Annotated in this window: 29 protein-coding genes; 18 read left to right on the top strand and 11 right to left on the bottom strand. The window is 40.9% G+C overall.

What is annotated here, in order from left to right; genetic code table 11:
- Positions 1 to 97 precede the first annotated feature (97 nt).
- Genes pcn through GWK48_RS04890 form a run of 4 tightly spaced genes read left to right on the top strand, consistent with a single transcriptional unit; the run spans position 98 to position 3,270 of the window.
- Positions 98 to 835: a proliferating cell nuclear antigen (pcna) gene (gene pcn, locus GWK48_RS04905; RefSeq protein ID WP_174630156.1), complete on the top strand. Its 738-nt coding sequence runs from the start codon at positions 98 to 100 to the stop codon at positions 833 to 835.
- Positions 832 to 1,800, top strand: a complete 969-nt coding sequence (locus GWK48_RS04900; protein WP_174630154.1) for a uroporphyrinogen decarboxylase/cobalamine-independent methonine synthase family protein — start codon at positions 832 to 834, stop codon at positions 1,798 to 1,800. Before pcn ends, GWK48_RS04900 begins: the two co-directional genes overlap by 4 nt.
- Positions 1,797 to 2,792 carry a methionine synthase gene (locus GWK48_RS04895; RefSeq protein ID WP_174630152.1) on the top strand — a complete coding sequence of 332 codons (996 nt, stop codon included), beginning with the start codon at positions 1,797 to 1,799 and terminating at the stop codon, positions 2,790 to 2,792. Before GWK48_RS04900 ends, GWK48_RS04895 begins: the two co-directional genes overlap by 4 nt.
- A gap of 19 nt (positions 2,793 to 2,811) precedes the next feature.
- The gene (locus GWK48_RS04890) at positions 2,812 to 3,270 is read left to right on the top strand and encodes a 30S ribosomal protein S15 (protein WP_174630150.1); all 459 of its coding nucleotides are present in this window, start codon (positions 2,812 to 2,814) and stop codon (positions 3,268 to 3,270) included.
- 91 nt (positions 3,271 to 3,361) lie between these two features.
- On the opposite strand, the gene rnhA is transcribed toward GWK48_RS04890, so the two are convergent.
- Positions 3,362 to 3,817 carry a ribonuclease HI gene (gene rnhA / locus GWK48_RS04885; RefSeq protein WP_174630148.1) on the bottom strand — a complete coding sequence of 152 codons (456 nt, stop codon included), beginning with the start codon at positions 3,815 to 3,817 and terminating at the stop codon, positions 3,362 to 3,364.
- Entirely contained in the window at positions 3,795 to 4,187 is a 393-nt protein-coding gene (locus GWK48_RS04880; protein ID WP_174630146.1) for a CbiX/SirB N-terminal domain-containing protein, read from the bottom strand. Before GWK48_RS04880 ends, rnhA begins: the two co-directional genes overlap by 23 nt.
- Before the next feature lie 66 nt (positions 4,188 to 4,253).
- Between GWK48_RS04880 and GWK48_RS04875 the strand changes: the two genes are divergently transcribed.
- The 6 genes from GWK48_RS04875 (at position 4,254) to GWK48_RS04850 (ending at position 8,016) form a co-directional block, all read left to right on the top strand.
- Positions 4,254 to 4,892 (top strand): S6e family ribosomal protein, encoded by a 639-nt coding sequence (locus GWK48_RS04875; RefSeq protein WP_174632549.1) that lies wholly within the window; start codon positions 4,254 to 4,256, stop codon positions 4,890 to 4,892.
- Between the two features lie 4 nt (positions 4,893 to 4,896).
- Positions 4,897 to 6,144: a translation initiation factor IF-2 subunit gamma gene (locus GWK48_RS04870; protein WP_174630144.1), complete on the top strand. Its 1,248-nt coding sequence runs from the start codon at positions 4,897 to 4,899 to the stop codon at positions 6,142 to 6,144.
- Positions 6,108 to 6,539, top strand: a complete 432-nt coding sequence (locus tag GWK48_RS04865) for a type II toxin-antitoxin system VapC family toxin (RefSeq protein WP_174630142.1) — start codon at positions 6,108 to 6,110, stop codon at positions 6,537 to 6,539. The genes GWK48_RS04870 and GWK48_RS04865 overlap by 37 nt, the downstream gene beginning before the upstream one ends.
- A 250-nt stretch (positions 6,540 to 6,789) precedes the next feature.
- Complete coding sequence (locus tag GWK48_RS04860; protein ID WP_174630132.1) at positions 6,790 to 7,320, top strand: DNA-directed RNA polymerase; 531 nt, start codon at positions 6,790 to 6,792, stop codon at positions 7,318 to 7,320.
- A 4-nt stretch (positions 7,321 to 7,324) separates the two neighbouring features.
- Positions 7,325 to 7,522: a transcription elongation factor subunit Spt4 gene (gene spt4 / locus GWK48_RS04855; protein WP_174630130.1), complete on the top strand. Its 198-nt coding sequence runs from the start codon at positions 7,325 to 7,327 to the stop codon at positions 7,520 to 7,522.
- Positions 7,495 to 8,016, top strand: coding sequence for a GTP-dependent dephospho-CoA kinase family protein (locus GWK48_RS04850; protein ID WP_174630128.1), 522 nt, complete (start codon positions 7,495 to 7,497; stop codon positions 8,014 to 8,016). The genes spt4 and GWK48_RS04850 overlap by 28 nt, the downstream gene beginning before the upstream one ends.
- Before the next feature lie 51 nt (positions 8,017 to 8,067).
- Here the strand turns inward: GWK48_RS04850 and GWK48_RS04845 are convergent, their stop codons facing one another.
- Both GWK48_RS04845 and GWK48_RS04840 read right to left on the bottom strand, forming a co-directional pair.
- Positions 8,068 to 9,312: a 2,3-bisphosphoglycerate-independent phosphoglycerate mutase gene (locus GWK48_RS04845; RefSeq protein WP_174630126.1), complete on the bottom strand. Its 1,245-nt coding sequence runs from the start codon at positions 9,310 to 9,312 to the stop codon at positions 8,068 to 8,070.
- 6 nt (positions 9,313 to 9,318) lie between these two features.
- Entirely contained in the window at positions 9,319 to 11,577 is a 2,259-nt protein-coding gene (locus GWK48_RS04840) for a CDC48 family AAA ATPase (protein ID WP_174630124.1), read from the bottom strand.
- A gap of 52 nt (positions 11,578 to 11,629) precedes the next feature.
- On the opposite strand from GWK48_RS04840, the gene rgy reads away from it, so the two are divergent.
- Both rgy and GWK48_RS04830 read left to right on the top strand, forming a co-directional pair.
- Positions 11,630 to 15,292, top strand: a complete 3,663-nt coding sequence (gene rgy / locus GWK48_RS04835) for a reverse gyrase (RefSeq protein WP_174630122.1) — start codon at positions 11,630 to 11,632, stop codon at positions 15,290 to 15,292.
- Between the two features lie 7 nt (positions 15,293 to 15,299).
- Positions 15,300 to 16,163: a carbon-nitrogen hydrolase family protein gene (locus tag GWK48_RS04830; RefSeq protein WP_174630120.1), complete on the top strand. Its 864-nt coding sequence runs from the start codon at positions 15,300 to 15,302 to the stop codon at positions 16,161 to 16,163.
- On the opposite strand, the gene GWK48_RS04825 is transcribed toward GWK48_RS04830, so the two are convergent.
- Entirely contained in the window at positions 16,160 to 16,486 is a 327-nt protein-coding gene (locus GWK48_RS04825) for a 30S ribosomal protein S25e (protein WP_174632547.1), read from the bottom strand. The genes GWK48_RS04830 and GWK48_RS04825 overlap by 4 nt on opposite strands.
- Before the next feature lie 48 nt (positions 16,487 to 16,534).
- Here GWK48_RS04825 and GWK48_RS04820 point away from each other — a divergent pair, with 48 nt between their 5' ends.
- From GWK48_RS04820 to GWK48_RS04800, 5 genes are all read left to right on the top strand, one after another.
- Positions 16,535 to 17,278 carry a TrmB family transcriptional regulator gene (locus tag GWK48_RS04820; RefSeq protein WP_174630118.1) on the top strand — a complete coding sequence of 248 codons (744 nt, stop codon included), beginning with the start codon at positions 16,535 to 16,537 and terminating at the stop codon, positions 17,276 to 17,278.
- A gap of 37 nt (positions 17,279 to 17,315) precedes the next feature.
- Entirely contained in the window at positions 17,316 to 17,465 is a 150-nt protein-coding gene (locus GWK48_RS04815; RefSeq protein WP_054836081.1) for a ribbon-helix-helix domain-containing protein, read from the top strand.
- Positions 17,466 to 17,550: 85 nt separating this feature from the next.
- Positions 17,551 to 18,333 carry a tRNA (adenine-N1)-methyltransferase gene (locus tag GWK48_RS04810; RefSeq protein ID WP_174630116.1) on the top strand — a complete coding sequence of 261 codons (783 nt, stop codon included), beginning with the start codon at positions 17,551 to 17,553 and terminating at the stop codon, positions 18,331 to 18,333.
- Positions 18,334 to 18,342: 9 nt separating this feature from the next.
- Entirely contained in the window at positions 18,343 to 18,675 is a 333-nt protein-coding gene (locus tag GWK48_RS04805) for a hypothetical protein (RefSeq protein WP_174630114.1), read from the top strand.
- Entirely contained in the window at positions 18,672 to 19,643 is a 972-nt protein-coding gene (locus GWK48_RS04800; protein ID WP_174630112.1) for a V0D/AC39 family V-type ATPase subunit, read from the top strand. The genes GWK48_RS04805 and GWK48_RS04800 overlap by 4 nt, the downstream gene beginning before the upstream one ends.
- Here the strand turns inward: GWK48_RS04800 and ubp are convergent.
- Positions 19,611 to 19,952 (bottom strand): UBP family nucleoid-associated protein, encoded by a 342-nt coding sequence (gene ubp, locus GWK48_RS04795; protein WP_174630110.1) that lies wholly within the window; start codon positions 19,950 to 19,952, stop codon positions 19,611 to 19,613. The genes GWK48_RS04800 and ubp overlap by 33 nt on opposite strands.
- A 58-nt stretch (positions 19,953 to 20,010) precedes the next feature.
- Here ubp and GWK48_RS04790 point away from each other — a divergent pair, with 58 nt between their 5' ends.
- Positions 20,011 to 20,979: an aldo/keto reductase gene (locus GWK48_RS04790; RefSeq protein ID WP_174630108.1), complete on the top strand. Its 969-nt coding sequence runs from the start codon at positions 20,011 to 20,013 to the stop codon at positions 20,977 to 20,979.
- Here GWK48_RS04790 and GWK48_RS04785 read toward each other — a convergent pair.
- Genes GWK48_RS04785 through GWK48_RS04765 form a run of 5 tightly spaced genes read right to left on the bottom strand, consistent with a single transcriptional unit; the run spans position 20,970 to position 23,657 of the window.
- Positions 20,970 to 21,536 carry an XTP/dITP diphosphatase gene (locus GWK48_RS04785; protein WP_174630106.1) on the bottom strand — a complete coding sequence of 189 codons (567 nt, stop codon included), beginning with the start codon at positions 21,534 to 21,536 and terminating at the stop codon, positions 20,970 to 20,972. The two genes, GWK48_RS04790 and GWK48_RS04785, sit on opposite strands and share 10 nt — an antisense overlap.
- A complete protein-coding gene (locus GWK48_RS04780) occupies positions 21,508 to 22,179 on the bottom strand; it encodes a Kae1-associated kinase Bud32 (protein WP_174630104.1) in 672 nt (223 codons plus the stop codon). Before GWK48_RS04780 ends, GWK48_RS04785 begins: the two co-directional genes overlap by 29 nt.
- Positions 22,140 to 23,135, bottom strand: coding sequence for a KEOPS complex N(6)-L-threonylcarbamoyladenine synthase Kae1 (gene kae1, locus GWK48_RS04775; RefSeq protein WP_174630103.1), 996 nt, complete (start codon positions 23,133 to 23,135; stop codon positions 22,140 to 22,142). The genes GWK48_RS04780 and kae1 overlap by 40 nt, the downstream gene beginning before the upstream one ends.
- Entirely contained in the window at positions 23,132 to 23,320 is a 189-nt protein-coding gene (locus tag GWK48_RS04770) for a 30S ribosomal protein S27ae (RefSeq protein ID WP_174630101.1), read from the bottom strand. Before GWK48_RS04770 ends, kae1 begins: the two co-directional genes overlap by 4 nt.
- On the bottom strand, positions 23,313 to 23,657 hold the full coding sequence (locus GWK48_RS04765) for a 30S ribosomal protein S24e (protein WP_174630099.1): 345 nt from the start codon (positions 23,655 to 23,657) through the stop codon (positions 23,313 to 23,315). The genes GWK48_RS04770 and GWK48_RS04765 overlap by 8 nt, the downstream gene beginning before the upstream one ends.
- Between the last annotated feature and the right edge of the window lie 113 nt (positions 23,658 to 23,770).

Below are 23,770 nucleotides of genomic sequence, written 5' to 3'. Positions count from 1 at the left end.
AATTGTTAACTAAAATACTAACTAGATAAAGTGAAGAGAATGATAGCTTAATAGTACAATCCTTATAATATTCAACTCGATATGGGAGGCTGGTATAATGAGAGTGACCTATGTTAACGCTATGGATTTTAAGGTTGTGATTGACGCTATATCAAAACTCATAGACGAAGTTACTTTTAATTTCTCAACTGATGGATTAAGCCTAGTAGCTGTGGATAGAGCTCATATATCTCTAATCAAGTTACACTTTCCAAAGGAAGCCTTTGAAGAGTACGATGTACCAGAGGAGTATAAGTTCGGCTTCAACACGCAGTACATGACAAAAGTGATGGGAAGCGCTAAGAGGAAAGAAAAGCTGGAACTCGAGTCTTCAGATATGTCTGAGATTACCATAAGAATGCTTGGAGAGCCTCGCAGAGAGTTTGTTATCCGAAACATTGAAGTTCCTTTGCAGGAGATCCCTCAACTATCTTTGAATTTTGACGTCAAGGCAAAGGTTGTTTCTAATGGGTTTAAAAAGGCAATCTCCGAAATATCATCAGTTAGTGACTCCGTTGAAATGGAAGGTTCGGACGAAGGTCTCAAGTTGAGATCCAAGGGAAATGTTGATTTAGAGGTGGAATTCTCAAAAGAAATGGGGGGTCTTCAGGAGATTGAAGTGAAAAAGCCCTCAACCTCCAGTTACTCTGCGGAGTATCTTAATGACGTTTTAATCCTGACCAGGCTGTCTGGATTTATTGATGTGCTCTACTCTGAGCAGAAACCTCTACAGTTAGAATTTAATATGGAAAGCGGTGGTAGTGTAATGTATCTCTTAGCTCCTCAAATGGGGTGATCAAGTTTAAGATAAGCATTGTAGGTAGCTATCCACGTTCCATATCTCTAGGGAAGGTTTTTTCTAGATATAGAAGTGGGAAAATAGATAAGACCACTCTAGATTCGGAAATATCAAAAAGGACAATTAGCTTTCTGAATCTCGCTAAGGATATTGGAGCCCATTATACAACAGACGGTCTTCTAAGATGGGATGACATTATGGACATTACCTTTTCCTACATTAAAGGTCCTAGTAAAGGCGAATTAATGAGATTCTTTGACAATAATTTTTACTATAGGAAACCTGTAATAAAAGAGGAAATTAAGGGTTCTTCAGAAGAATTTAAGAAAATTGTAGAAAACGATTTGGAATTAGTTAAAAAGTCTGGTTATGAGGGGGTTCTAAAAATACCCATAGTAGGTCCTCTGACTTATGCCAGACTTTCAGATAATAGGTACTATAAGACGGAGGAAGACCTTATCTTTGCCTATTCAAAGGAGACCAACTCAGTTCTCAGATCGTTAGGAGACTTAGTGAAAGCTGTGGAAATACACGAACCGTCCTTTTTCGAGAAAGGGATTAAGGGAGCTATCCTATCTAGGCTCACAGATGCTTATGCTGAGATGTTAGCTGGGGTCAATATGGAGAGACACCTAATCTCGTACTTTAACATAATCAGCTCTAGATTGAATCTTTTCCTGGGGCTGCCTGTTGACATTTACGGGTTTGATGTAATAGAAAACCTTGGTAGTATTGCGCAAGTTTACAGAAGAATAGAAGGCAAAAATGTTTTCTTTGGAGTATTAAACACAAGGAACACTAAATTGGAAAAAGTAAGTACGATAAGACGAATTGTAGGAAAAGGATACCAGAAAGGAGCCAAAGAAGTATATATAGGAAATGCTGCACCAATGGACTTTATACCTGAGATTATAGCTGTAAGGAAGCTGAAACTATTAAAGAAGGTAGGTGAAAATAAATGAATTTACCCGCTCTTCCAACCACTGTAATAGGAAGCTATCCAAGACCAAAGTGGCTCAGGGAGGCAATCTCACTACATAAAAATGGAAGAATTGCGAAAGATGAGCTTCAGGAAGCCTTTAATGACGCTGCAGTAGCAGTCATGAGAGATCATCAGATAGCAGGTATAGACGTTCCTACAGACGGGGAAGTTAGAAGGGACGAGATGGTTGAGTTCTTTGCAGAGAGGATGAAGGGTTTCAAGTTTTATGGGCCTGTAAGGGTTTGGGGAACTGCTTACTACAGGAAACCGTCTATTGTGTCTAAGGTGGAATATGGGCAACCTATGCTTGTCGATGAGGTCCAGTTCACAAAGAACATATCTTACACTCCATACTTTAAGGTGACCATTACGGGACCTTATACCATGGCCTATTGGTCGTATAACGAATACTATAGGGACAGAAAGGAAATGGTTTTTGATTTGGCCAAGGCCATAAATTCTGAGATAAGAAATTTGGTAAGTGCTGGGGCGCAAATAATACAAGTGGACGAACCCGCAATTCACTCTACGCCAGAGGAAGTGGAGTGGGCTGTTGAGGCAGTAAACGAGTCAGTAAAGGGAATAAACGCCAAGCTTATGATACACATATGCTATGGAGATTACAAAATTATAGCACCATATCTGAATGAGTTCAAGGTTGACCAAATAAATTTTGCATTGAAAATTTATAATTATAAACCCTTAAAACTCTTTAAAGAGATTGGCTATGAAAAAGAGATTGGAGCAGGCGTTATAGACGTTCACAATAGAAACGTTGAGACGGAAGAAGAGGTTTACAAGGACATTAAGAGACTAATGGAATACTTCCCAATGGAGAAGATATGGATAAACCCAGATTGTGGTTTGAAGCTATTGCCAAGGAGCATAGCGTTTTCTAAGATGGTTTCAATGGTCAAGGGCGTAGAGATGGTAAGGGAAGAACTTAAAAAGACAGGAGCACTATCTAAATGAGGAAGTTTAGGGTGATACTTTGAATAAAAGACGAGCCAACGGCGCTTCTCATTCCACTAGACCTGCGAGGGCAGGGTCACCGAAGTGGGTTAGATTCTCTAGAGAAGAGGTTGAAATGCTAATAATGGAATTAGCTAAGAAGGGTTACACCCCATCTATGATTGGTATTGTGTTAAGGGACCAATACGGAGTTCCGTTAGCCAAGCAGATAGTAGGGAAGAAGGTGAACCAGTATCTAAGGGAAAAGGGATTGACGCCAGAAATTCCTGAAGATCTGTTTAATCTAATTAGAAGAGCTGTTAACGTAAGGAGGCACTTAAATGAATATCCCGCTGACAAAACTGCAAAGAAGGGGTTAGAGGAGATAGAATCGAAGATAAGAAGGTTAGCATACTATTATAAGAAAGCCAATATATTGCCCGAAAACTGGGCGTATGATCCAGCAAAGGCGGAACTTTTAGTAAGCGCTAGTACCTAGCCGATTAAAATATTTTTAGTATCTTATTATAAAAATAGTTCTTATTTTATTTTGTAAATTATTTCGTAAATTGTTTATTTTTGTGTGTTTGTTACAGAGTGTCACGACATCCGACTTTCTTGATTTCCCCCTTTTTTACCATCTCATATGCTATCCTGGAGAGCCTATCAGCGTCCTTGTTTTTATCCCGAGGAATCCAGCGTAGTTCTATCTTTTTGAATTTCTTTATCAAGCTAAGAGCAATACTATATAAAGGTTTAACTCTCTCCGATTTTACACTATACTCTCCTGTCAACTGTTTAATAACCAGTTGACTGTCCCCTTCTACTATAACTTCATCAACTCCAATGGATAGTAATTTTCGTAGGAGACAAATTATTGCGACATATTCGGCAACATTATTCGTGGAGTTCTCACTCCAAGGTTCTTCAGCAAGCCCAAAACCTTCAATGACCTCATTGTCCAGGTAAATTACGAATCCGTAAGTTGCTATCCCACCTGGATTTTTAGGTTCGCATAAACCGTCAAATCTGCCTAGGGCCTTCAATTATTTGTTCTACCCTCTCCTTTAGTATCTCTGCAACCCTTTTATCTACACCTATGGGCCTAGCAATCGAGATGCTAACTTTTTTCTCATTTATTACAACCTCTCCATTTTCATTTACCCCTATTAGTCTAGGAATGTCCCTGTAAAAGTGAGCTCCAGCTGCGAAGAGAAGAGGAACTGCTACTATATGCGAGGCCCCTGCTGATACTAGATTTTCTGTCGCTTCTCTTAACGTCGGCTGATTGAATTCTATGAAACCATATTCTACCAATTCGAAATATGAGTTAAGTAGCTCTTTATACTTTACAGCTACCTCTTTCCACTCATTTACCCTGCTCCCATGTAGGACAAGTAGTATTCCAACTTTCATATTAATGGTATTAACCCTGAGTTTATATACTAGTGTCAGTATAGCATTGTGAAAAGGGGAAGAGGATTGGCTGACTTCAAAATCGTTGTATCGGATCCTGCAACGAAGACGACAAATGTAGTCAAGGTGAAGGTCAAATTAGTAGAAACAGTCCAGCAAGAGGAAGGAGAGAAGGAAGGTAAAGCGTTACCCATTTGTTTAGTCAACCCAAAGACTAAAGAGAGCCTTGGGGCTGGGGAGTTCATTACTGTAGAAAAGGAGAAACAGGAGGGCGATAAGAAGATAAAATTGAAAGTTCATTTTGTTGCGAAGGAATCTGCAGATGTGCCTTTGGGTGAAATCCACGCTAGCAAGGGCTTAGCGGAGAAGTTCGGGGCCGAAGAGTTCGAGGCGTCTGCATATAGGACGAAATCTTTTCAGCTAAACGTAGATCAGAGCAAGCTCAGTGCTGTTGGGCTTAAAATAGGAGATAACATCACATTGTCGTTCTCTAATATTACGTTAAAACTTCTAATTAGGGGCGGTTCTGACAATACTGGTTTTCCCATGAGGCCTGACGTTCAGGGTGCAGCTAAGAAAAGATTGCTTTTGGTCGGACCCCCGGGTTATGTTCCAGAAGAGAAAGGCGAAAGGGCCAGGAAGGTCGTGAGGGGTAACATCGTTAGTCCAGAGATTATCCAGATCAACTGCGTGATTGTAAGGTGATTTTTTGCCCTGGCCAACCGTACAGCCTGAGGTTAACATTGGAGTAGTTGGGCATGTAGATCACGGGAAAACTACCCTAGTTCAAGCTCTAACAGGAGTATGGACGTCGAAACATTCAGAAGAACTAAAAAGGGGTATGACAATTAGGCTTGGGTATGCAGAAGCTAGTTTCGGTCTTTGCAAATCCTGCAGAAAACCAGAGGGTTACGTGAACGAACCCTCGTGTAATACATGCGGTAGTGATGAGGAACCTGAGTTTCTAAGGAGGATATCATTCGTCGATGCTCCAGGGCATGAAGTGTTAATGGCGACCATGTTGTCAGGAACAGCAATACTGGATGGAGCTATTTTAGTAGTAGCAGCTAACGAGCCATTTCCACAACCTCAGACAAGGGAACATTTCGTCGCTCTAGGAATTTCCGGTATTGACAAGTTGGTTATCGTTCAGAATAAGGTGGATGTAGTGGATAGAAGCGTAGCTTTAGCTCAGTATAGAAGCATAAAGGAATTTCTCAAAGATACATGGGCTAAGGACGCCGAGATTATTCCAGTCAGCGCTCTTCATAAGGTGAATATTGACGCGCTTATAGATGCAATAGAAAGAGAAATACCGACTCCAAAGAGGGATCCAACTCTAGATCCTTACATGTTGGTCATTAGAAGCTTTGATGTGAATAGGCCTGGTACCCCATATAACGAGCTAAAGGGAGGAGTGGTGGGAGGCAGTATAGTCCAAGGCGAGTTTAAGATAGGGCAAGAGATAAAGATAGTCCCCGGAATAAGGATGGAAGAGAAAGGTAAAGTTTCCTACAAACCTCTATTTACGAGGATATCTTCTCTAAGATTTGGAGACAATGAGTTTAATGAGGCCAGGCCCGGAGGTCTCGTGGCTATGGGTACGTACTTAGACCCATCAATCACTAAGGCAGACAGCCTCATAGGAAGTGTAGTTACTGCAGCCAACGTTGACGTACCAGTACTCTGGAAGATAACCACAACCTATAACTTGCTGGAAAGGGTAGTCGGTAGTAAGGAGATGACGAAAGTGGATCCCATAAAACCTAAGGAAACTCTTTTGATAACCATGGGCTCCGCGACTAGTCTTGGTGTTGTAACAAGGGCTAAATCGGACGAGATAGAGATGGAACTTAAGAGACCATTAGCAATATGGGATAAGAAAGCTAGATTAGTTATAAGCAGACAGGTCGGCGGGAGATGGAGATTAGTAGGATGGGGTCAGGTGGTACTTTAGGCGTTCTTGTGGATACTAACGTATTAATCTACGTGTATGATAAGGCTGATCCCTTCAACAATGTGATTGATTTTTTTGACTATAAGCCCAATTTTTACATTCATAGACTTGTGCTACAAGAACTAGAGATCTTAGAAAATAAATATAAGAATTCTACTAAAATGCAATCTAGAATATCCTTAGCAAGAAAGTATTTAGATACATATAAAGCCTGGTGGATTGTCATTGATTCCTTCTCAGAGCTACCTACTGACGATGCTCTATTAAAGACTGCAAAGGAGTACAACCTCTTTCTGTTCACGAACGATGAATTGTTGAGGCAGAGGGCAACAAAAAGTCATGTAAGAGTTATTTTTCTAGGCAAGCATGGAAAGTTACATATCACACGTGAATGAGTTACGTTATCCTAAGCCGCAAAGGAAAGAAATCCTGAATGTCGAATTTCAACAGCTGAGGGCTCAAAATCTGCAAATTCTGTGAACTTCAACCTGATTACGAAACGAAGTTTTTATACCAGATTCCTTAAATAGACTAGGTCAATCTATATGCCTCAGTGCTAGGCATTGAAGAGATAAAGCAGTTTGGGCTTTGGAGGAAATCGGTAAAATTATAAAATCTTTTTACACAATAGAGCCACGATTCTTTATGTTCAAGCTCATAAAGGCTAGAGGGATTGTTAGGGTACCACCAGAATTCTTCGGGGAGCCTCTAGATAAGATTGCTATTGAAATACTTAACAATGAATACAAGGAGAGGCTATTTAAGGATTTAGGCCTTGTTCTTGGTGTTATAAACGCAAAGGTGAGCGAGGAGGGCATGATTGTATTTGGAGACGGGGCAACTTATCATGAAGTGGAGTTCGACCTAATCACTTTCTCCCCCATAATTCAAGAAGTTATAGAAGGGGATATAACTCAAGTGGACAACTATGGAATCTATGTCAATATGGGCCCTATGGATGGGCTGGTCCACATATCTCAAATAGGTGATGATAATTATAAATATGATTCAGTAAGGGGTATTCTAGTCGGGGAGAAGTCAAAGAAATCATTTCAAAAGGGCGATATTGTCAGAGCTAGAATAATGACCATTTCTTATGCCACAGGAGGAAGACTTCCTAGGATCGGCTTAACCATGAGACAACCTGGCTTAGGCAAGATAGAAAGGAGAGGGTGACAAGATGTCCTCTAGAACTCTTAAGGCATGTAGAGCTTGTAAGGCGCTAGTTACAAAGGAAATTACTAGGTGCCCAGTTTGCGGGGGAAATCTGTTCAGTGATGAATGGGAGGGGATGATAATACTATTAAGTGATAAATCCGAACTTGTTGAAGCTTTGGGTGCTTCAAAGCCTTGGAGATACGCGATAAATATAAAGTAGATCTCTGTCTCAAGCCGTCCCCTCAAGTAAGAAAAGAGTTGTCCAGACCCTATGGGATACTGTTCCAAAACGATAACAAATTAGCTTCTTACGTTAAATCATTCAATAGAATTATATCCGTGGGGGATGTAGTTACATCTCGTCTTCTAGATTTAGGCATAGTTCCTTTCTTGGCTATCATTGACGGTAAAACGAGAAGAACAGTTAACATGGGGACAAATAAGACAGAACTGGTGATAAATAATGAACCAGGAGTTCTCAGGTATAGTGTTATGTCTAAGGTTAAAGAGATTCTGGAAGGAGAAAAATCGATCTCAGTTTTTGTAAATGGAGAAGAAGACATGCTAGTAATTCCAGTTATCCTCTTCGGAAAGGACGGGGACGTTATTGTGTACGGCCAGCCAAATGCGGGAGCAGTGTGCCTCGAGAACTGGGAAGGGTCTAGGTGGAGAGTATTGGACATCTTGTCTAAGTTTATTGTCGAAACATGTTAATCAGACCTGCGCGAGTTCTTCATCAGTCCGACCTTTCGAGCCTCATCAAACTTAAGCTCCGTATTTTGATGCTCTGTTTGAGTAGTTGAGCAAGAGGTTTATTATATTTAATCCGATGATTTTTAGACTTCCATGTCTGGCTTGTCTCTCATCGAAACCACCGAGTTCATCTGGTATAATGTTGACTGGAGCGTAGAGAAGGATTGGAACTGGATCCCCAGAATGTTCTTTTAATTCTACAGGAGTTGCATGATCCCCAGTAAACAGCAGGACTAGATCAGTACCGTAGATATCAAAGATCTTTCCAATAACCCTATCTATCATTTCTATCGCCCTGACCTTCTCGCTAACTAGACCATCATGCGAAGCTGCATCTGTAGCCTTAACGTGAAGGAACACTAAGTCATAGTCCGATTCTAGGAGCTTAATAGCTGCATCCGCCTTTGCCATGTAATCTGTATCAATGCCTCCTGTGGCACCTGGGGGAGTTATTACTTCCATGCCCAACGATTTAGATACTCCCTTTATTAGGGCCGTAGCCGACACTGCAGCTCCCTTTAGTCCGGTATAATCTTTCAATTTGGGTAACTCGGAATGGATCGATGCCCCTCTTAAGAGAATTATATTAGCAGGGGGTAAACCTTCTGCCTTTCGCTTATTATTAATTGGAGACTCAGACAAAACCTGGTATATTCTCTGTGTAAGAGCGTTGACTATCTTCGCGGTCTTCTCTGAACCTGGAGATGAATCAATGGGTCTACTCTGTAAGACTCTTGACCCCACTTCATGTGGGTCAGTATCTGAAACTTTATCGCTCATGGCATCGCCTGAAAGAACTACAGATACTCTATGTTCGGTTCCTTTGTAAAATCTCACCTTCACTCCTTCTATCTCATTTATTTTATCGTTAAGCTCACGTACTAGATCTGCTGCTTCATCTATCTTCCTTCCAGCTCTTCTGTCTATAATCCTCATTTCAGAGTCAACTGTTGCAAAGTTTCCTCTAAACGCTACGTCTCCCTCGTTGAGGGTTGCACCAGCACCGAGTGCCTCAAAGCTCCCTCTTCCCTTATAGTATTTATATGGATCTAGTCCGAAAATAGCCAGGTGAGAGGTATCGCTGCCAGGTACAATACCGGGACCTATAGGATCCATTAACCCCATGATTGATGAATTGAGTATCGATTTTATGTTAGGCTTGTCGGCGGCCTCCAGGGGAGTTTTTCCTTTTAGTTGGGTAACTTGCCTATCCCCTAATCCATCCCCAACAATTAGCAATATCTTGAAACGTTTCATTTAAGCTCAGCCCAAGGCGCTTCTTTTAAGTTCCTTTGCCATCCTTTCGTATCTATCAATAGTTGCTTTGGTAAGGCTCGGAGTCACTACTTTCATAGCGTCTTCGAAATGTTTAGATGTAACCTTAGGTGGCTCTGATTCTATACAAGATTTAACTGCTCTGTTATAGCACTCAGTAAACCCATCCTTATTTTCCTTACAGTTCTGCTTAGCTAGGCTATCGCACTTGGAATATATCTCCCTAAGAGATATCATTGTGGCTTCCCTCACTAGGGCCTCCAGGTCAGCACCAGTGTACCCTTCAGTTTTCTCCGCTAAAGACTCCAGATTAACGTCGGATCCTAAAGGTACGGTCTTGACGTGTACCTTTAAGATGTCCAATCTAGCCTGTTTATCGGGAGGAGGAACATATATGAGCCTGTCGAATCTCCCAGGCCTCAATAGTGCAGGGTCCAAGATATCGGGTCTATTGGTAGCTGCAATGACTACAACCTTACTTAGAGGTACTATACCATCCATCTCTGATAGAAGCTGATTTACCATCCTTTCTGTGACTCCGCTATCTGTGGTCACTCCTCTCATTGGGGCAATTGAGTCGATCTCATCGAAGAACACTACAGTTGGGGCAGTCTGCCTAGCCCTCTTGAATATTTCTCTTATGGCTTTCTCGCTTTCTCCAACCCACTTGGATAGGACTTCTGGTCCTCTCACGGCAATGAAGTTAGCACCGCTTTCTGTAGCTACAGCCTTAGCTAGCATTGTCTTGCCTGTCCCAGGGGGGCCGAACAGGAGTACTCCCTTTGGCGGTCTGATACCCGATTTCGAGAAAACATCTGGAAATCTCATTGGCCACTCTACAGCCTCCCTAAGTTGTTGCTTTACTCCTTCTAACCCTCCTATTTCGCTCCACCTTACCCTAGGAACTTCCACATATACTTCTCTAAGCAGTGTAGGTTGCACGAATTTCATTGCATTCATAAAGTCGTCCATAGTAACCTTCAATTCCTTTAAAACCTCTGGAGAGAGCCTCTCTTGTTCCAAAAGCTTCTTCCTCTCTCCTGTATTTATAAATCTACGAAGCGCATGCATAGCCGCCTCTTTAGCTAAAGCGGCTATGTCTGCACCTGTATATCCATTTGTCATCTCGGCTATTAGGTCTAGGTTAACGTCTTCTGCTATGGGCATGTTTCTGGTATGGACCTGTAGAATCTCCTTTCTTGCCTTAGTGTCTGGCGGTCTAATTTCAATTTCCCTATCAAATCTACCCGGTCTTCTTAGTGCCTGATCAACTGCGTCAGGTCTGTTTGTAGCACCAATAACTACAATTCTTCCTCTTCCTTTGATACCATCCATTAGGGTGAGAAGCTGAGAGACTACTCTTTTCTCAACTTCACCCGTAACCTCCTCTCTCTTAGGGGCAATGGCGTCTATCTCATCTATGAAAACTATCGATGGTGCGTTCTTATCGGCATCATCAAATATTTCCCTTAGTCTTTGTTCACTTTCTCCATAGAATTTGCTCATTATTTCAGGTCCATTTATACTAACAAAATACGCTCCAATTTCATTTGCTAGTGCTCTGGCCAGCAAGGTTTTACCAACACCTGGTGGTCCGTAGAGTAGCACTCCCTTTGGTGGCTCAATTCCTAAGTGCTGGAATAGCTCCGGATGTTTCATAGGAAGCTCAATCATTTCCCTTAGCTTCTCCTTGACCTCCTCCAAATCGCCAATATCTTCCCAGGTTACTCTAGGGTAAACCTGCGCTTCTCTAACCGGTTCCTCCTTGATATTAATTTCAGTGTTTGATGTAACGAACACGTAATTTGCGGGTTGAGTATTAGAGACTACAAGGTCTATGGTTCCAGTATATATGGGGATGGAGATGGTTTCTCCCTTTATCAGAGGTTTGTACATTAAGTAATCCTTAACATAATCTACAAAACTTTGGTCAAACCGAATAGGTTGTGTCGGGGCTAAAGTTATCTTCGTTCCAGGGTCCACCTTGGCTCTCTTTACGCTCACTTCATCCCCTATGGAGACGCCAATGGTTTTCCTTACGTAACCGTCGACTCTGATCTCGCCATCACTTAGGTCGTACGCAGGCATTGCCTGAAGAAGTGCTGTACCGTTTGGACCGGTAAGCTCGATATAATCTCCGGTTTCAATTCCTATTTTTCTCATAGTGTTTTCTGTCATCCTAGCAATTTTTCTACCAACGTCCTTCTGTCTAGCTTCCAATACTCTAAGTCTTAGCGTAGAAGACATATGTCTACTACTATAAAACATTAAAATAAGTCTTTTTGAGATGGGTAAGATAATGGATATTTACGATTCTATCCCGGACTTAGTGTACATGCATTCATGTCCTAACTGTAGCTCTGATATTTCCTCGTCTAGATTAGCAAAGGGTTTGGTATGCGACAAATGTGTTAAAGAGGAAATTGAGCCAAGGAATTTGGTAGATCTTCTGAAATTTCTGGAGAGTTCAGGCTCTTTGAAATTATTGGAAAAAGAGAACTCAATCCTAAAGGAGCAGTCTAGGGTTTTCGACTTTTTCAGAAGAGGAGTGGGCTCTGAACCCATGGGACCTCAAAGATCTTGGATCTTGAGAGCTTTGAGAGGAGAGAGTTTCGCCATAGTGGCTCCACCGGGTCTAGGGAAAACTACCTTTGGGATACTAATGTCACTCTATTACTCTACTAACAACGAGAAGTCCCTAATGATATTTCCTACCAAGACCCTTGTGAATCAAGTAGTCGGGAAAATTCAAGAAATAAGCAAAAAAATAGAGTTAGCTCCTAAGCTCCTATACTACACAAGTGGAATCTCGTCGTCGAAAAAGGACGAGTTAAACAAGTCCATGTCCGATGGTGACTTTGATATTTTTGTTTCCACTTCTAGATATGTTATTACTCATTTAAACGAAATAAATAAAATAAATTACAGATACATTTTTGTAGATGACGTAGACGCAGTTTTGAAATCGAGTAGAAGCTCGTTAACTATTCTGAAATTAATGGGCTTCACAGATGATAATGTGATGAAGGTAAGGGAACTGCTCAAGACTGCTAGGGAAGACGGTAGGTCATTTGATGAGATACGCAAAATTAGAGAGAGGTTTGTCCTCAATAGGGTAGCAGTGTTCTCATCAGCTACGGTGACTAGAAGTAATCCTGTATTCTCCATGCTTATGGGCTTTAAGCCAGGCGGGGCTAATATCTACCTACGAAACGTAGTCGATACGTTTCTGGAGAGCCAAGACATAGTAGGCGATACGGTAAACGTTATAAGGAAATTGGGACCGGGTGGATTAGTTTTTGTACCAATTGACAAAGGTCTCAAATTTGCCCGAGAAATTGCAGATAAGTTGGATTGGTTAAGGAGCGAGGTAATAGCCTCAAACACATCTAAAAAGGTGCAAGAGTTTGAAAATGGTTCCATTGATGTTCTAGTGGGTGTAGCCACCCATTACGGTCTCTTGGTTAGGGGATTGGATATACCATGGAGAGTTAGATACGCTATCTTCGCTGGGATTCCAAGGTTTAGGTTCAAACTGGGAGAGGCTATGCACCCTCTGGCAATGCTGAAGATCCTTACCCTATTGTCTCTGTCTCTCAACGATCCGGAGATTAACAGAACCTTGAGAGTAGTTCGTCATAGGTTAAGGAGAATTTCTCCTGCAGCCCTAGTAATGTTGGCCAAATCTGTTAAGGAGGGGTCTATAGAAGATCAAGCTATAATCAAGGCATATCAGATAGTAAATTCTTACCTGAACGATAGGAAAATAATGGAAAGTCTGTCCAAGTTTGGAGACGTTTCTGTTTCTGACGGGTATATCTCAATTCCTGATTACTTAACTTACATTCAAGCTAGTGGGAGGACATCAAGGCTTTACGGTGGCCGTCTCACCACTGGTCTTTCCGTACTTTTAGTAGATGACAGTATACTTTTCAATCTACTCAAAAAGAAGCTCTCCTTCATTCTGGAGGACATGAATTGGAGTCGATTAGACATATCCACAGGTAAGGTAGGGGATACCGATCTGCAGGATATTATTAAGGTGATAGATTCTGAGAGAATGGAGATAATCAAAAGGAAAAGTTTAGGATCCATATCGATGCCTCTTCAAAGGATCAAGACGGTGCTTCTTGTAGTGGAGTCACCTAACAAGGCTAAGACTATTTCCAACTTCTTCTCCCGCCCAAGCATTAGGGAAATAGGAGATGTAAGGGTGTATGAAACTGTAATAGGAGATAGAATATTGATGATTACAGCTAGCGGAGGTCACGTGTATGATCTTACTACTAAGGATGTGGGAGTATATGGTGTAAAGGTAGTAACTAATGGAGATATTAAAACTGTACCACTTTATAATACAATTAAACGATGTGAGAACGGTCATCAGTTCACCGACTACGAGAACGGAAAGAGCTGCCCAATATGTTCCTCACAGCAGGTCAGGGATAAAAGGTCAGTTATGGAGGCTCTTAGGAAGTTAGTGTTAGAAGCAGACGAGGTCCTCATCGGTACGGATCCGGATGTTGAGGGGGAGAAGATAGCGTGGGATCTCTATCTTAACCTTAGACCATATAATCCCAATATCTTTAGGGCAGAGTTCCATGAGGTCACAAGGAGAGCCATAACTGAAGCGTTGAACAACCCAAGGAGGCTTTCTGTAAGTATGCTAAGTTCTCAGTTAGTCAGGAGAATTGAGGACAGGTGGATAGGATTTAAGTTATCTAGCAAGCTCAAGGAAGAGTTTTGGGCAGAGTACTGTATGAATATATTGAAAAATGACTCCTGTAGGGAGGGGAATAGAAATTTAAGTGCAGGGAGAGTTCAAACTCCTGTACTAGGTTGGGTAATAGATCGATACAAAAATTATATGTCCACAAAAAGAAAAGTTTATATTGCTAGAATAGGAAATATGTCGATACTGATTCCTAAACAGAAAGGTATCAGGAAAAATTCGTTTCTAGATATAATTATAGAAAAAATAGACAAGAAAACTGAAACAGTAGGACCATTCCCGGCCTACACAACAGATACCTACCTGGCTGACGCATCCGCATTTTTCTCAATATCCGCTCCTGAGGCGATGAGAATAGCGCAAGAGTTGTTCGAAAATGGTTTAATAACGTATCATAGAACAGATAGTATTAGAATCTCCAACACTGGGATCAGTATAGCTGAAACTTTTCTTAAGGATCTTTTGGGAGACAGATATAAGGAAGTCTTCGTTCCTAGAAGTTGGGGGGAGGGAGGAGCCCATGAGGCCATAAGGCCTACAAGACCCATTAATGTGGAGCAGTTAAGAGCTCTTATTGAGCAGGGAGAGTTAGAACCAGCCAAACAATTAACCTTCAATCATTATAGGCTTTACGATATGATATTCAGAAGATTCTTGTCCAGCCAACTGGTTCCGTTAACAGTAGAAAAGGAAGTTGTAAAACTGAGTGCTAAGAAGGGAAATGAAGAACTGGAGGTGGAAGATAATCCCATAGAGTACGTAATCAAGGTTTCATTACCTTTAGGAATTGCTTTGTCAGTTGAAAATCTTTACATACCCTTCAGAAATATGAGCGATTCCGTAACCAAGCTTATTAAAGGCGAACTACCTGCTAAAATTGAAGTACAATTGACTCGTTCTTTTCAGAAAAGCGACTACTCTTTATACACCGAAGGTGAACTAGTCTCAGAGATGAAAAAAAGGAAAATCGGTCGTCCTAGCACATATGCGTTCATTATCTCGACACTATTGAGGAGAGGATACGTCTTTGAGACAATGAAGGCGAAGAAATTGTTGCCATCCAAATTGGGTCAGTACGTGTATGACTTCTTAGAAACTAAGTACTCTAATTTCGTTTCCGAAGAGAGGACAAGATCACTTTTGGAAAGGATGGACTTGATAGAGGAAGGAAAGGAGGATTATAGGCAAGTATTAAAGCAATTATATACCGAGATACAAGACATAAGGTGAAATAATAATGTTGATTTCGCTTACCTACCTGAAGCTCAAGGAGATGGCTAAAAAGCATAACATAGAAAAGGCGAAGAAGTTGATCAAAACCGCCAAGGAAAGAGGAGCCAAGTTAGTAGTTTTGCCGTCTCTGTTTCCTGTGGGTAATGGTTTTGAGATATATGATAACGAGAAAAAAATCAAAAGCATGGTTAAGAACCTAGCGGAGAAAATCCCTGGAAACACTTCAGAAATTGTAATAAAGTTGGCTATAGAGGGGCAGATTCATGTTATAGCTGGTCCTTTACTTGAGCAGGCCGGTCCAAAGGTATTTCTAACCACGTTGGTTATATCACCAGACGGTGAAATCATAGGGAAATACAGGAAAGTGGCGTCGTCAGAGAAAGACATAAGATTGGGCATTTCCAACGGAAAGGAACCCATGCATGTGGTTTTGGATAAGAAATACGGCTTAATTGCAGAGGACGATCTCATGTCACCCGAAATTAACAGGCTTCTCTATTTTGCCGGTTCTCAAGCCGTTATTGGAACTATGAAGGCTTACAACAAGAGACAAGACTCAATAAAACATCTGGCCATAGCAAGGACTGTGGAAAACAACATGTCCTACCTGGTAAACGGGGAAATTATAGAGAGCGAGGAAGGGGACATAGTGGGTTACTCTCCTACCTTTATAACTACTCCAGATTCGCTGATATACAAGGAAGCAAATGACGAAGATAGCATTGTCCTAGTAGAGAGTTCTATGATAACGACGCAGCATGAAAATTTAATGTCAAAAGCCGGAGATCTGGAATCAATAATTTTCGGTCTCTGCAAAAGTGTAAAAAGAATAAAAACGGTAAATAATTCCCACATTCAAGAGGATTAAGAGGCAATGTAAACTGCTGTCCTTCTATTTCTGAAAGCTTCTTTGATAACTCCTTGTTCATTGAGGTCCTTTAAGATTCTCTTTGCTACGCTTATGGTTATGTTTGCCTTCGTTGCGAGGTTATACGGCGTTATTATTTTCTCCTTCTTTATCTCGTCCTGGATCCTCTTGACCATTTCGTCGCTTATGGTTATATTTTTAGAGATTACTTCATTCCCTGTTTTAGATACCTTTTTCTTCTCTTTCTTCTGTTGCGAAGCTTCAGCTTCCTTTTTCATCCTTTTCTCGACGTTACTAATAGGTTTCTTTGAGGCTCCTCCCAACAGTATCACCTTCTATTCATTTATAGATGTGGGAGGTAATAATGTTTAATGGAGCAGGACTTCATCGACGATATCTTAGCTAAGGTGAGTAGATTTGCCTCCATATTGGGGATTTCCAAAACTGAGTTAAAGATATACTCAACCCTTTTAATAGAAGGTCAAAGTAACGCAAGGGAATTATCTAGCAAGCTCAACATATCGTACACAAAGATTTACACTATTTTAAACAGGCTTGAGGAGAGGGGATGGATTAGGAAAATTGGAAAACGACCAGCGACTTATGAGGCAGTCTCCCTTAGGGATCTGTGGTCTAATATTAAAAAATTATTAGAGATAAGAGTTACACAGTTCGAGAAAGAGTTCATTGAACCTCTTTCATCAATGATAGACTCCACATCTGCGTATACGGTCATGGTGGTTCCGCCCAATAACTTAAGGAGAACATTGGTAGAGGTCTTGAATGAACCAAGTAAGAAGTATCTTTTAGCCATAACAATTCCTGAACTTTTAGACGAGGAAATCTATCAGTTGGTGAACTCTAAGGCATATAATTCAGAGGTGAAGGTCATAGTGCAAAGAGGGATTAAAGTACCCGATAAGGTATCCTTCGAGCTGAGGGTCTTAGATAGTATGTTTGGCAGTGGAGTAGTAACCTCCTCATCCGTTATGCTAATAATTAGATCCGCACAATCTGTATCAAGCATTATTTCAAATCATAGGTATCTTGTAGATATAGCCCAAGTTTATTTCAACTATCTTTGGGAACAGGCATCTAGAAGCACAAATCCTTAAAAGATAAGGCGAGGTTATGAGACATATTGAGGGTAAAATGAAAATAATAACTGTAAAGTTACCTGAGCAATTTCTAGAAGCGATGGACGAACTAGTTAATACAGGGAGATATGAAACTAGAAGCGAAGTCATAAGAGCTGCAATAGGAGACTTTATTAGAAAGGAGCTTTGGATTAAGGATCAGTGATGAAGGCTGGTATTAATGAATAGATGAATAGAGACACCAATTCTGAGAAGAGAAGATTTTTTATGGAATACCCATCTAGGGAACCGTGGCTTTAAGGGAAGGAGATCTGGTCGTAATTTGGATTGATCCTAGAAGAGTGTATTTAGCTAGGGTAGAGGGCGGAAAGAAACTAGAGACAGATAAAGGCTTCATTAATTTGGGGGACCTTATTGGAAAGGAGTACGGAGATGTCGTAAAAATTAGCAAGGGACTGGCTTTCGTAATGAGACCTAGTTTAGACTACATATATGCTGGTCTTCATAGACCCTCTCAAGTTCTTTATCCCAAGGATATTGGGTATATGATATTTAAGTCGGGGATCTCGCCAGGCGATATAGTGGTAGAAGCTGGAACAGGGTCCGGCTTTTTGACAATATCCTTAGCCCATTTTTTGGGTGACAGGGGTAGGGTAATCACATACGATGTGAGAGAAGATATGCAGGAAAAAGCCAGGAAGAACGTTAATTTCCTTGGATATTCGGATAGGGTCGAGTTCAAGATCGGCGATGTAAGGGAAAAAATAGAGGAAAGAGATGTTAACGCTGTTTTCTTGGATATGCCAGACCCTTGGCTGGCTGTAAATAACGCGTATAAGGCTCTGAAACCGTCTGGAGTATTGGTAGTCTTTGTTCCAACCACTAATCAGATAGAGAAGACATACTTCTCAATGAAAGAGATTGGATACGCTAACGTGGAGGTTGTAGAGCTCATATTGAGGGAGTATCAGGTTAAGGAGAATGCTACCAGGCCTAGAAGTATAGGTGTGGCACATACGGGGTACATAATTACGGGTAGAAAATCAATAAAAGGGAGTTCTGAAATAACATAAGCGATTAAAATGAGCGAGACGAAACTGAGCGTGCTGACGAGAGCGATAGTAGAGTTTGAGGAGAATGTGAAGAGGATTAAGCACGATACCTCAGATAACGCAAAATATCTAATTAATAGGGCTGAGGCTCTCTCAGGTCAATTTGACCAAGTAGCTAGGGCTATGCTTGAAGAAGTGGAGAAGTCCATTGAAAGCGAGAAGGCTAATACCATAAATGAGATGCGGAAGAAGTTTAACGAGGAGAGGGAGTCTCTTCTCAAACAGCTCAGACAGAGAGCTGAGAAGAATGTGGATAACGCTGTGGAGGAAGTTCTTAAGGTCTTGGAAGGTGCATATAAGTGAGCTCTACAGCAGCCTACATCTCTTCAGTATCTAGATATTTCAAATCATTTACACTGACTAAAGGTTTTTTCAATGAATTACTTTCCTCAAAGGACTGGAAAGAGGTTTTGGATATCCTAAAGGAGAAAGGCGTTATTGACGAGGCTCCTAATTCCTTAGACAAGGCCGAAACACTCATAAAGACAAGAGCCATAAGACAATTACAAGAACTTTATGGTCTAAGTAATTCACTAAAGCTGGCCAGGGATATCGTTGCAGGTTATATCTACAGGGTAACGCTTGATGAGTTTACATATTTAACATCTTGCATATGGAACAAAGTCAGTATTAACCTTAATAGGTTAATCTACCTTAAAAACAAGGTAGACCAAACTCCAGCTTCTCTTGAGGAACTGGCCTCTATCTTGCAGGGGACCATACACGGGAATGCCATTTCCTTTGCGCTCTCAAAAAGTCCTAAGGATCTCTCTCAACTAAACTCACTGTTGGAATACTTCTTCATTCATTACATTTCGACAATAGTTGAGGGACTCAAGGGCGATTGGAAAGTCTCTGCCAACAACATAATGTGTACCTATAAGGACTACTATAGTGCCAGTTTAGCGGTGAGACAAAAAATAGTGGAGGGTGTTAGGTGCCGCTTGGCAGACGACGATATCAGAGATTTAGCGACTTCTAAAACACCATCGGAGGCCTTAAACGTAATGAGGAGGCTATACTACGCTAAGAGCTTAGATTTAGCGGACATGTATACTGCTTTGACTTCATTCTATAACTTGGCAAGGAAAAGCGCTAGATCAGGCGCACTGGGCGTATTTATGGGATCCCCATTCAACCCAATCGTAGCTATGGGAGCATCTGAGCTGATCAAGCTAGACACGGAAGACGTTGTTACTGTGCTAAACGGAATAAAACTTAAAGTCCCTCCAGAGTCCCTAAAACCCTCTATATCTATCCAACTGGTTTAGAAGAGAATCATCGAAAGTGTAGCTAGTTTCGTCTTTCACTATCGTGATCTCGGGTAATTGTGGAGGATCGGGAAGTTGCTCCATAGGTTTAGTCTTACCCAGATAGATCCACTTCAGTTTTCCATTAAATTTCTCTAATTTATACCAATATTTCCCAATATATATGTATTTTTTCCCATTCTTATAAACCACATGAAATGGTTTCAAATACACATTATACTGTTTTATTTTCGAGTTGTACTCATAAACCAGGGATTTAAGAGAGGATAGAATACCATCAAACTCTTTTTCCAACATCCTCACTTGCATGATTTCAGTGAAGGTCTTTAAATATAAAAAATCCTAAATATGTAGAAGATGGTATGACATGATACAGAGGAATTTCGGTGATACTAAAATAGCTGTCTCAGCTTTAGGTGTAGGAATGTGGAGTCTAGTTACTGACTGGTGGGGGGAACCGGATAAAGCTCAAGAAATTATAAAGAAGTCAATGGAAATTGGTGTAAACTTCTTTGATACGGCGGACATGTATGGAAACGGAAAGGCTGAGGAAATACTTGGGAAGTCCTTGGGCTCCAACAGGGACAAGGTTGTCATTCTGACTAAGATAGGATATGACTTCTATACAAATAAATTCAAGCCAAAGCAAAGATATGACCTAGAATACCTAAGATTTGCAGTTAACGAATCCCTGAAGAGACTGTCAACAGACTACGTTGACGTGTTAATGCTGCATAACCCAAAACTCAAGGATATTTCCAACAAGGAGCTGTTGGATTTTATGAGGTCGCTGAAATCAGACGGATTAGCCAGGTCTGTAGGAGTTGCATTAGGCCCTACTCTGGGATGGGAGGAGGAAGGCCTGAAAGCCATTGAAATGGGTTACGAGGGTCTAGAGCATATATTCAATTTAATTGAGCAGTACCCAGCTAGGAAGTTTCTTCAATTTAACGTAGGTCACGTAGTTAGAGTACCGCACGCGTCAGACGTTTTAAATGACTTGAAGTGGCCCTTAAAGGAAGACCCGAAGCTTCACAGACACTTTAAGAGCATGGACTGGATTTCAAGAGCAGTTGAAAGAAGTATAGAGCTGAAAAAATACGCTGAGAAAAGAGGAATGAAACTCAGAGATCTGGCAATAGCCTTCATCCTTTCACACAGAACCGTATCCTCAGTCATACCAAACATCACTAACCTTAAGGAGCTAGAAGAGTTCTCGAAAGCCTCAGATTTAACTTTAGATGAGAGTGATTTAGAGTTCTTAGAAAATTATTATAACACTAATTATAAGGATCTCAATGAGGAAAGCATAAGGGAGACATTAATTTATAAATAATTATTGATCTCTTCATAGTATTTCAAGAATTTCCTAAAAGCCTGGCCCCTATGTGAAATAAGATTCTTCTCATGTAAAACCATTTCGGAGAATGTTTCATTTCTCCCCTTAGGAATAAATATCGGATCGAAACCGAACCCCTCCTGCCCACTCATCTTCAATGCGATAGTCCCCTCCGTTTCTCCCTCAAATAAGGCTAATCTATCGTGATCTACGTAAGCTATCACAGATTTGAAGGTCGCATTCCTGTTCTCAACATTTTCCATTAGTTTCAATATCCCCATACAATCTAAAGTTCTCTTAACGTAGTTAGTATAAGGCCCAGGAAACCCCCTTAACTCTTCTATAAATAGACCACTGTCCTCAACTATTAACGGGGACCTAAACAACGAGTAGAATGTTACTGCTGAATATCGTACTATCTCCTCAATACTATCTGCCTGGATCTCTAACTTTGGAGCATCTACACGGCTTAACTTAATTCTATTGTTGGCTAAGTCCAAAAATTCTTGATACTTATAATTATTACTAGTTACGATTTTTATTTCTTCTTTCATCAACGTACCTACCTCTCATTCTTATTTCATTTACCTTTTCCTCTATCTCTTCACCCAGGCCAGTTATATTATGGTAACCTTCCATAAAATACGAGAAAATCTTATCTCTTAGTTCGGGATGGATGCTTTCTATGGATCTTAAAAAAACATGAACGTCAGTTCCTAGATCTTCAATTTCTGTCGACCTTTTAGCTAGCCCGAAGTCGATTAAGAACACTTGATTATTGTGAAGTATCATGTTATTTGTGGTTAAGTCGCCGTGAACAATTCCATGATTATGCATCGTCCCTACCATAGAGCCCACGTTTCTAAATATAGTCAGGTCTTCGTACTGCCTTAGTACCTCCTTCATAGTAGGGCCTCTCAAGAACTCCATTATGATTTCGAAGTTGTCCGGATCCACATAAAGAATAGCCGGAGTGTTCACGCCCACGCTGAGAGCTGAGTACATAAGTTTAGCTTCGTTAATAGTCCTTTCAGAGTTAATTTTTTTATCAAGTTCTACATTTCTATATTTTTTATTTACTCTGATCTTAAAAATAGATTCTATCCCCAAGAACATTCCACGGTAAATCAGTGACTCGGAGCCCCTTTTCAGCAAAGTCAATTTCTCCAAGGTATTTCTACCTCGTCCACCCTCCATCTTGGTCTTATTTTCGACTCGCTTACTTCTATACTTACCCCATGTTTGACACCAAGCATGCCTGCGTACGCTATCATTGCACCGTTATCTCCAGCTAGGGATGGAGGGACTATCTTTAGCTCGATATTCCAGTCCTTAGTTAATTCTTCCAACTTGGCTCTCAAACTACCACTAGCTGCTACTCCACCAACTATCATGATCTCTTTCTTTTCGGTCAAAGCCAACGCCCTCTCTGAAGCCTCAAGTAGCATATCAAAGGCTATCTCTCGGAGACTGTAGCAGAGATCCTCCAACCTATATTTCCCCGCCAGTCTCAATGCTGCTGTGAGTAGACCAGAGTAGGACATATCTTCCCCTTTTACTATGTAGGGTAAATTAATTATTTTGGAGCCGCTCTCCGCACAGATATCAATTTTATGTTTTCCATTTTCTATATAAGGCGGGGCTAATCCCATCTCTCTTACGAAGGTATCCATCATGTTACCTAGTGCAATGTCTAAGGTTTCTCCGAAAACCCTGAACTTTCCCTTGTAAAAGGTCGTAATTATAGTATTCCCTCCAGATAGATATAGAATAAGTGGATCCTTGGAACCCGTAGTGAGATACCCTATTTCAATATGGGCAATTCCATGATTCACTGGTACTAGGGTTTTCTTAAACTTGAGGGTCAAAGCTCTCGCAATTACTGCCCCTACTCTAAGAGTAGGTCCCATTCCGGGACCTAGGGCTACAGCAATTGCATCAATGTCCTCTATGGATAGATTTGCCTTATTTAAGGCCCTCGTTAGAACTTCATGAGCCAGTACTGCGTGATGTCTAGCAGCATCACTGGGTTTCATTCCTCCTGTTTCTGGAACAAAGGTGTCCCTTTCATTGGATAAAATAAACGGTGGTTTATCTTCTACAATTCCTACTCCAAAGGTATGTGCAGTGGACTCTATTCCAAGGACTTTCATGACTTCGCTTTACCCACGACAAATTCTGTGTAACCGCATTTGCCACAAGCCCATCTTTCCTTAGGCTTCATATGATGGGCCATTACACTGCCACATCTTGGACATTTTTTATTCTTGAGTTTGATCTTCTCTCCGCTAGTGTCGTAATACAATCTCGCGGAAGCTTTCTCTTCTCCTTTAGCCATTCTTAGCTTCACCTGCTCCCTCAGCTTTAGTGCCCCTCTTAATTAAATGAATTGGTTCAAATCTCTCCATCGTCTCTTTATCGCTGTAAACGTGTAAAACGGCCTCACTAATTCCTGCCCCGTAACTTGTGAAAATTTTCCTTACAACTACCAGATCTTCCTTAGATCCAAGAAAATTAGAGATCGCCTTCTTTACGTCTACTCTGGATGGAGTTCCACTCCCGATATGATATATCTTAATTTTTACCTCTTTCCTCCCAATAACTTTATTCTCAGCTACGTTGTCTAGTAAAGCTTCAGCCTTCTCTGAGACCTTAATCTGTTGAGCTTGAGACATCTCTTCTCAATCAAAATTTGCAGATTTAAGTGTTGTGGCTTTCTTAATGAGATCAGCTTTTGGTTATTGGGATAACTTTGTGATATCAAAAATACTCGTGTTATGTCAAATTA

It is taken from the genome of Metallosphaera tengchongensis (assembly GCF_013343295.1).
GTDB lineage: Archaea > Thermoproteota > Thermoprotei_A > Sulfolobales > Sulfolobaceae > Metallosphaera > Metallosphaera tengchongensis.
This window is presented reverse-complemented; position numbering and strand designations above follow the sequence as displayed.